Genomic DNA, 7,029 nt, shown 5'->3' with positions numbered 1-7,029 from the left:
AAAAATAAAATGAGTGTCCTGAATGCGGTAAGAAATAAATTAGTACACAGAATAATGGCTGTCATCAATAGAAAACAGCCATTTTTACAAAAAGAAGAATTTGTGTCAATAAAAAATTCAAATTTCTCTTGTGTATTAACATAGAAATCTTTGCGATTACTAATCAATATTGCTTCATAGAGAAAAGATCAAATAACCTATGTTGATAAAAAATCCTCAGACTCGTGTAGAGTTGAGGATTTTAAATACTACCAAATTGTTTATTAATTTTTATCTAACCACGACTGTACGAGTTCAGAGTGATCTTCCACCCATTCTTTGGCAGTGGTTTCTTTGTTTTTGCTCTGTTCCATTTTCATTAAAAGATCAGACATATTTTCATCATCAAAATGAAGTTTTGAAAAGAACTTTGCAAGCTCGGGATGATCTTTAGCAAAGCTTTTTCTGGAATAGGTTTTAATCTGTTCTGCTTCACCATATGTCTTTTTGGGGTCATCAAGAAATTTAAGCTTCATTTTACCAAACATCCAGTGGGGCTGCCATCCCGTTATCACAATCCATTCTTTACGCTGTATGGCATTCTGTAGTTCAGTGATCATGGCAATGGTAGAGGAGTTGATCTGCTGGTAATCCTTAAGCTTATAATCAACAATCGCTTTATCTGTTCCAGTGGTTAATCCGGCTCCTTTTTCAATCCCAATAATTCTGTGATTGAATTGATCTTTATGCTGATTGAGCTCTTCAATGGAATTAATAGTAACGTATTCCGGCACAACCAATCCTATACGGCCGTTGTCGTAATTGGTTCCAAGATGAGTCAATCCCGGAAATTTAGCCAGTTTTTTAGCATGGGTGTAAGGTAGCCAGACTCCCATGAAAAGGTCTGTGTCTTCATTATTCATTGAAGCCAGAATCATATCTGTAGAAGCTTTTTGAATAATAACATGATAACCTTGTTTGTCAAGAATGGCTTTCGCAACGTGCGTCATTGCAACATCTTCCGCCCAGCCGTCTACCATTCCTATGGTGATGTATTTAGAGTTTTTTATGTTTTCACACGAACTTAATGCTGTAAATATCAACATTAAAACGGGTAAAAACAGATATTTAAATTGTTTCATTTTATTGCTTTTTCTTTACGAATCCCTGGGTAATACGGTCGAGGATAATGGCTAAAATCACTACGGATAAACCACTTTCAAATCCTAATCCGATATCCAGATTATTAATTCCTTCCAGTACTTTCTCTCCCAAACCGCCTGCAGCAATCATTCCTGCAATAACAACCATGGATAAGGATAACAATATGGTTTGATTGATCCCTGTTAAAATCGTTTTCATTGCTAAAGGAAGTTCAACTTTGAACAGAATCTGACGGTTGGTAGCACCAAAAGCTCTGGCTGCTTCTACAATATCTTTCGGAACGGCTTCAATTCCCAGTGTAGTTAATCGAACCGCGGGAGGCATGGCAAAAATAATGGTTGCAAATGCTCCGGGTACTTTACCGATACTGAAAAACAGTACAGCCGGAATAAGATAAACAAATGCGGGCATGGTCTGCATCAGATCCAGTAAAGGACGAATGATTTTGTTAGCTATTTTGCTTTTAGCCGCCAAAATCCCCAAAGGAATAGAAAGAATAAGTGCCGTAATGGTGGAAACAAAGATAAGTGCCAGCGTTTCCATGGTTTCTTTCCATAATCCCATTAAAAATATTAAACTTAATCCGGCAGCCGTTACTACAGCAATGCCTTTTCCGGCTTTCCATAATGCCAGCAGGGTAAAAAAGAGAATGATTACATAAAAAGGAGTGTTTGTTAAAATCCATTCAATTCCCATAATGGAGGAATTTCCCAGATGTTTTATGACATCAAATACAGGCTTTCCGTTTTCTGTGAGCCAATTGATTGCAGTTTCTACATATTGGCCTATATCTATAGTTTTATTCATCTTATTGATTGTTTGCGATTTCTTTTAATTCTATGATCTCTTCTTCGTTAAACTTGGTAGCTTCTATAATGAGTGATAATTGGGTAATAAGACCTAAGAATTTATTATTTTCATCTACCACAGCGATGGACGATTTATTTTCGGAGATCAGTGGTAGCATTTCTTCTACAGTCACTTCCGGATAAACCGAAGGAACATTACTGTTGATAATAGATTCTACCGTAGGTTCTTTCTCTTTGGCGATGCGGACAACATCTTTAAGTGTTACAAAGCCTAAGAATTTATTTTGAAAATCTACCACAGGTAAGTTTTCCAGTCCTGTCGCTCTCATTTTTCTTAAAGCTCCTTCAGGGCCGTCTTTTCTGAAACGTACCACCGTAGCTTTGTCAAACATTAAAGATCTTGCGGTAATAATCGTTTTACGGTCTACTTTCTCTACAAAAGCTTTTACATAATCGCTAGCAGGATTGGTTAAAATATCTTCCGCTGTTCCTATTTGCTCTATAACTCCATCTTTCATAATGACGATACGGTCTCCGATTTTAATGGCTTCGTCCAAATCGTGGGTAATAAAGACAATGGTTTTTTGTAATGTATTCTGCAGTTCAAGCATCTGATCCTGCATTTCAGATTTGATCAATGGATCCAGTGCGGAGAAGGCTTCATCCATAAGTAAGACTTCAGGATCATTCGCCAAAGCTCTTGCCAATCCTACTCTCTGCTGCATTCCCCCTGAAAGCTGGGAAGGATATTGGTTTTCAAAACCTGTTAACCCAACAATATCCAGCGCTTTCTGTGCTTTTTTATCACGGGAAATTTTGTCTTCCCCTCTGATTTCAAGTCCGAAACCTGCATTGTCGAGAATTGTATGGTGGGGAAGTAATCCGAATTTCTGAAATACCATACTCATTTCTGTTCTTCTTACTTCCAGCAGTTCTTTATTGTTTTTTCCGGTAATATCATCGTCATTGATGAATACTTTTCCTGAAGTAGGTTCATTCAGTCTGTTAAGACAGCGCAGTAGAGTAGATTTTCCACTTCCTGACAATCCCATAATAACAAAGAATTCTCCTTCATAAATTTCAAAACTGGCTTTGTTGATTCCTATGGTACAGCCAGTTTTTTCAAGAATTTCCTTTTTGGAAAAACCTTTGTCCAGAAGTTCCTGTGCTTTTTCTTTGTTTTTACCAAAGATGATCGTCAGGTCTTCCACTTTAAGTTTTACTTTTCGAGTGTTTTCATTTTTTTCCATATTCAGAATTTTTCAATTAATAATTTGATATAAAAAACTGTACACCAATTCATTATATACATTTAGCTTTCGTTGTTCTGCTGCTGAGAATAGGATAAAATAATTTGTTAAGCCTTTATTGATAAAAGCTTTAAACAAAAAAATAACAGCATAAAGACCTGCTGACCTTATGTTTATTTTAAATATTTCAATAGATTATACTCTAGAAAAAGAGTGTATTATGTAAAAAGAAACTGATCTTTTACATAGATTCTACAATTAAATTACTGATGAGGTAATTACAGATATGTGTACTGAACAACTTGAATGGCTACATTTTATCAAAATGCTTGCCAGCATCAAAAAACTGTATATCAATTTTTTATGACGGTGCAAATTTACGAATTAAATATTAAATGGATTTTTACGCAGGTAAGTTATTGATTTTCAATATGGTTTTTAAGATGCGATTTCATGACGAATTTTCTCTTATCATTAAAGGTAAGAGAAGATGAATAGGGTAATTATTTTAAAAGATAAACCGTAAGATTATTTCAATAAAACGGCAATAATTGCAAGAATGGCAGGTAATGCCTGAACGAAAAATATTTTTTTAGTGGCAGAAATTGCTCCATAGATTCCGGCTACAGCTACACATCCTAAAAAGAATAATGCTACATTGGTTTGCCATTGAGGATCTTTAATCAGAAAAGACCAGATCAGTCCGGCAGCCAGAAATCCATTGTAAAGTCCCTGATTGGCTGCGAGTCCTTTCGTTGGTTTAAACATTTCTGCAGGCAGAGCAGCTTTAAAAACTTCTTTTCCTTTGGTTTCCCATGCGAACATTTCCATCCAAAGGATATAAAGGTGTTCCAGTGCAACGACGGCGATCAGAATTTTAGCAACGATTTCCATGATTCAATATTTTCTCATTGTAAAACTAAAAAAATAAAGTTAAGTTTGAGTATTAATTCTTACAATGGACTCATTCAAATCACATTTAAACAAATTTATTACGGTAACGGACGAAGAATATACTTCTATTGTATCCTTTTTTGAGGTTCTTGATGTGAAAAAGAAACAGAATCTGGTGCTGGAAGGAGAGATCTGCCGGACAATGTATTTTGTAGTGAAAGGATGTCTGAGAAAATTTTTCATCAATGAAAAAGGGGTTGAGCAAACTACGGAATTTGCCATTGAGAACTGGTGGATGACGGATACATTTGCTTATGAAAGACAAATCCCAACAGATTTTTCAATACAGGCAGTGGAGCATTCTTCTATTTTGGTGATTGATTTTGAACGTCAGGAAGAATTATTAAAGAAACATCCTGTGATGGAAAGGTATTTCCGGATGATCTATCAAAGAGCTTATGCTGCTTCGGAAAGGAGAATCCGTTATTTGTATGAAATGTCAAGAGAAGAACTTTATATGCATTTCAGTACGCTCTATCCGTGGTTTATCCAGAGAATTCCACAATATCTGATTGCTTCCTTTTTAGGTTTTACTCCTGAATATCTAAGCGAAATCAGAGCAAAATTACGATCTTAAACCAGTTTAAGATTTTTACGAATAAGAAGCCGGAAATTTGTCATGTGATTAAAAGCTAATGCAATGACAGATCAAAAAATCAATTTCCGCAACTTTTTTTAAGACTGGCTCTTGCCGTTACGATGCTTTCTGCGGTGGCAGACCGATTCGGATGGTGGAGCAAAGAAAATTCATCATGGGGAAACATGGAGAGTTTTAAAGAATATACAAGAACACTGACATTTTTCTTTCCGGAAGCGTTAAGTACGGTTTCAGCGTATGCTGCTACTTTTTTAGAAATCCTTTTTCCTTTGATGCTGATTTTTGGATTTAAAACAAAGTTTGCAGCCTATGGAAGCAGTATCCTGCTGTTGATTTTTGCGATATCTATGACTATTGCATCAGGACCAAAAGCCCCACTGAACTATTCTGTATGGGTGGGAAGTGCAGCCGCTCTTTTACTGGCGGTACAGCAACATTATTCTTTAAGTATAGATCAATTAACCAAAAAATATAATATTATGAGCGCAAGATTAAATATTGCAACAGTAGATTCAGCAGCCTATAAAGCCATGCTGGGATTGGAAGGGTATTTACAAACTATTTCTTTAACACACATTCAGAAGGAGCTGATTAAAATCAGAGCTTCACAGATCAATAAATGTGCTTTCTGTCTTGATATGCATACCAAAGATGCCATCAAATACGGAGAAAATCCTCAGAGAATTTTTATTCTGAACGGATGGACAGAAGCCAAAGAATTTTTCACCGAAGAAGAGCAGGTGCTATTGGCAATGACAGAAGAAATTACGCTGATCAGCGATAAAGGTTTAACTGAAGAAACGTATCAGAAAGCGAAGTCTTTCTTTGATGAAAACCAGATTGCTCAGATCATCATGGCAATTATTACGATCAATGCCTGGAACAGAATTGCAGTAAGTACTCATCTTCCGATTGCAAAATAGCGAAGTCAGGAAGATGGGTGATGGAGGATGGAAGTTGATGGAGACTGCATCATCTACGGATGTTTACTTTATTTAAAAAAACGGCCTTTCAAATTTTTGAAAGGCGTTTTGATGCAAGATGCAAAGTGACAGTGTAACACAGTTTGGGTATTAATTCTAAAAATAAATTCTTGGGTTCATTTTATTTTTTAAACCGGAATTACGTTGTCTCTCCGTTTCTCGGATTATATTTTTAATATTTACATTAATAAATAGCCACAGGATTTACATTCACCTGAGTAGAACCTACATATAAAGGCTGTCCCAGCACGAATAGAAATTCCCAGATTTCCTGCTTTACCAATGGGCGACTGTCTATGAGTTCCAGATTATAAATTCCTTTCTTAGCCAGCATAAACTGGTTGATAGGGAATTCTTCTTTACTTTTAGGGTTGGGATACACTTCAGAAGCCCAAGTGTCACCACCAAAAGCAACGATTCCCTGGTCAGCAAGCCATTTTGCAGCCTCCATTCCGATTCCGGGTTCTGTTTCCAGGAATTGCTGGTTGTTTTTACCAATCAATTCAAGCCATCCTGTATTGAAAAGAACGATATCGCCTTTTCGCAGAGTAAGTCCCTGTTTCTTTAAAACGGATTTTATATCTTCTATTGTAAATTCTGTTCCTCCGGGTACGATTGATTTTCCGTAATGAGCAGTCATATCAAGGACGACACCGCGGGTAACGAAAGGAGGTACTTTTTCAACACCGAGTTTTTTCACACCTTCTACAGTTACAAAATCTGTCGCCTTGTTTCCGTTGTAGTAAGTGTTGTCAATACCGATGTGTCCAATACCGTTCAGCTGTGTTCCTACTCCGGTCCATCCGTTGACCAGTTCGTCATTGAAAGTGAATTTATTTGGGCCTATGCTTTTTCCACCCTGTTCTCCGGGCTGGATATTGTATAAGTTAAAACTTCTGTGTCTGAAAGCAGGTAGGTTTTTATCAATAGGAACGGCAAGTGCTAACGTTTTGCCTTGTTTTACCAATCGTAGCGCTTGTTTTACAACTTCAGGTGTTAACAGATTGGCTGCTCCAATCTCATCTTTCGCACCGTAAGTAGAAGGATACCACGATTTATCTTCCGGATTGACGAGTGTCTGAGCTTTTAAACTAATGCTGTTAAAAGTCAATAGCGTGGCTAACCCGAACATTTTGATCAGATTATTTTTCATTTTTTATGAGGTTTGGGGTTAAAGGAGAGAAGCAGGAAGCTGGGTGAGGGAGGGTATTGAAGTCCGATAACAGATAGATTAGTGTACAATTCAACTTCAATTGTCATTCCGACGAAGGAGGAATCTCTTTGTTACAGTC

Annotated in this window: 7 protein-coding genes and 1 pseudogene; 3 read left to right on the top strand and 5 right to left on the bottom strand. The window is 36.8% G+C overall.

All coding sequences use genetic code 11. From position 1 onward, the window contains the following. Positions 1-263: 263 nt before the first annotated feature. From BOQ62_RS18240 to BOQ62_RS18225, 4 genes are all read right to left on the bottom strand, one after another. A complete protein-coding gene (locus tag BOQ62_RS18240) occupies positions 264-1,121 on the bottom strand; it encodes a glycine betaine ABC transporter substrate-binding protein (protein WP_129041745.1) in 858 nt (285 codons plus the stop codon). Position 1,122: 1 nt separating this feature from the next. Beyond that, a complete protein-coding gene (locus BOQ62_RS18235) occupies positions 1,123-1,950 on the bottom strand; it encodes an ABC transporter permease (protein WP_129041743.1) in 828 nt (275 codons plus the stop codon). A 1-nt stretch (position 1,951) separates the two neighbouring features. After that, a complete protein-coding gene (locus BOQ62_RS18230) occupies positions 1,952-3,202 on the bottom strand; it encodes a glycine betaine/L-proline ABC transporter ATP-binding protein (RefSeq protein ID WP_129041741.1) in 1,251 nt (416 codons plus the stop codon). Between the two features lie 528 nt (positions 3,203-3,730). Continuing rightward, the gene (locus BOQ62_RS18225) at positions 3,731-4,096 is read right to left on the bottom strand and encodes a DUF1304 domain-containing protein (protein WP_047429381.1); all 366 of its coding nucleotides are present in this window, start codon (positions 4,094-4,096) and stop codon (positions 3,731-3,733) included. Positions 4,097-4,160: 64 nt separating this feature from the next. Between BOQ62_RS18225 and BOQ62_RS18220 the strand changes: the two genes are divergently transcribed. The 3 genes and pseudogenes from BOQ62_RS18220 to BOQ62_RS18210 all read left to right on the top strand — a co-directional run bounded on the left by BOQ62_RS18220 (position 4,161) and on the right by BOQ62_RS18210 (position 5,677). Continuing rightward, positions 4,161-4,733, top strand: a complete 573-nt coding sequence (locus BOQ62_RS18220) for a Crp/Fnr family transcriptional regulator (RefSeq protein ID WP_129041739.1) — start codon at positions 4,161-4,163, stop codon at positions 4,731-4,733. Positions 4,734-4,855: 122 nt separating this feature from the next. After that, a pseudogene (locus BOQ62_RS18215) lies at positions 4,856-5,053 on the top strand (DoxX family membrane protein); the annotation flags it as partial. A gap of 180 nt (positions 5,054-5,233) precedes the next feature. Beyond that, the gene (locus BOQ62_RS18210) at positions 5,234-5,677 is read left to right on the top strand and encodes a carboxymuconolactone decarboxylase family protein (RefSeq protein ID WP_120233542.1); all 444 of its coding nucleotides are present in this window, start codon (positions 5,234-5,236) and stop codon (positions 5,675-5,677) included. A 244-nt stretch (positions 5,678-5,921) separates the two neighbouring features. Here the strand turns inward: BOQ62_RS18210 and BOQ62_RS18205 are convergent, their stop codons facing one another. Continuing rightward, positions 5,922-6,890, bottom strand: coding sequence for a cyclase family protein (locus BOQ62_RS18205; protein WP_129041737.1), 969 nt, complete (start codon positions 6,888-6,890; stop codon positions 5,922-5,924). Positions 6,891-7,029: the final 139 nt, after the last annotated feature.

The organism is Chryseobacterium sp. CH21 (assembly GCF_004119445.1).
GTDB lineage: Bacteria > Bacteroidota > Bacteroidia > Flavobacteriales > Weeksellaceae > Chryseobacterium.
The sequence above is the reverse complement of the archived record's forward strand: the minus strand, read 5'-3'. Positions and strand labels throughout refer to the sequence as shown.

Excerpts from the sequence above, each read along its gene's own strand:
- BOQ62_RS18240 (WP_129041745.1), bottom strand. The coding sequence starts at position 1,121 with ATGAAACAATTTAAATATCTGTTTTTACCCGTTTTAATGTTGATATTT.
- BOQ62_RS18235 (WP_129041743.1), bottom strand. The coding sequence starts at position 1,950 with ATGAATAAAACTATAGATATAGGCCAATATGTAGAAACTGCAATCAAT.
- BOQ62_RS18230 (WP_129041741.1), bottom strand. The coding sequence starts at position 3,202 with ATGGAAAAAAATGAAAACACTCGAAAAGTAAAACTTAAAGTGGAAGAC.
- BOQ62_RS18225 (WP_047429381.1), bottom strand. The coding sequence starts at position 4,096 with ATGGAAATCGTTGCTAAAATTCTGATCGCCGTCGTTGCACTGGAACAC.
- BOQ62_RS18220 (WP_129041739.1), top strand. The coding sequence starts at position 4,161 with ATGGACTCATTCAAATCACATTTAAACAAATTTATTACGGTAACGGAC.
- BOQ62_RS18210 (WP_120233542.1), top strand. The coding sequence starts at position 5,234 with ATGAGCGCAAGATTAAATATTGCAACAGTAGATTCAGCAGCCTATAAA.
- BOQ62_RS18205 (WP_129041737.1), bottom strand. The coding sequence starts at position 6,890 with ATGAAAAATAATCTGATCAAAATGTTCGGGTTAGCCACGCTATTGACT.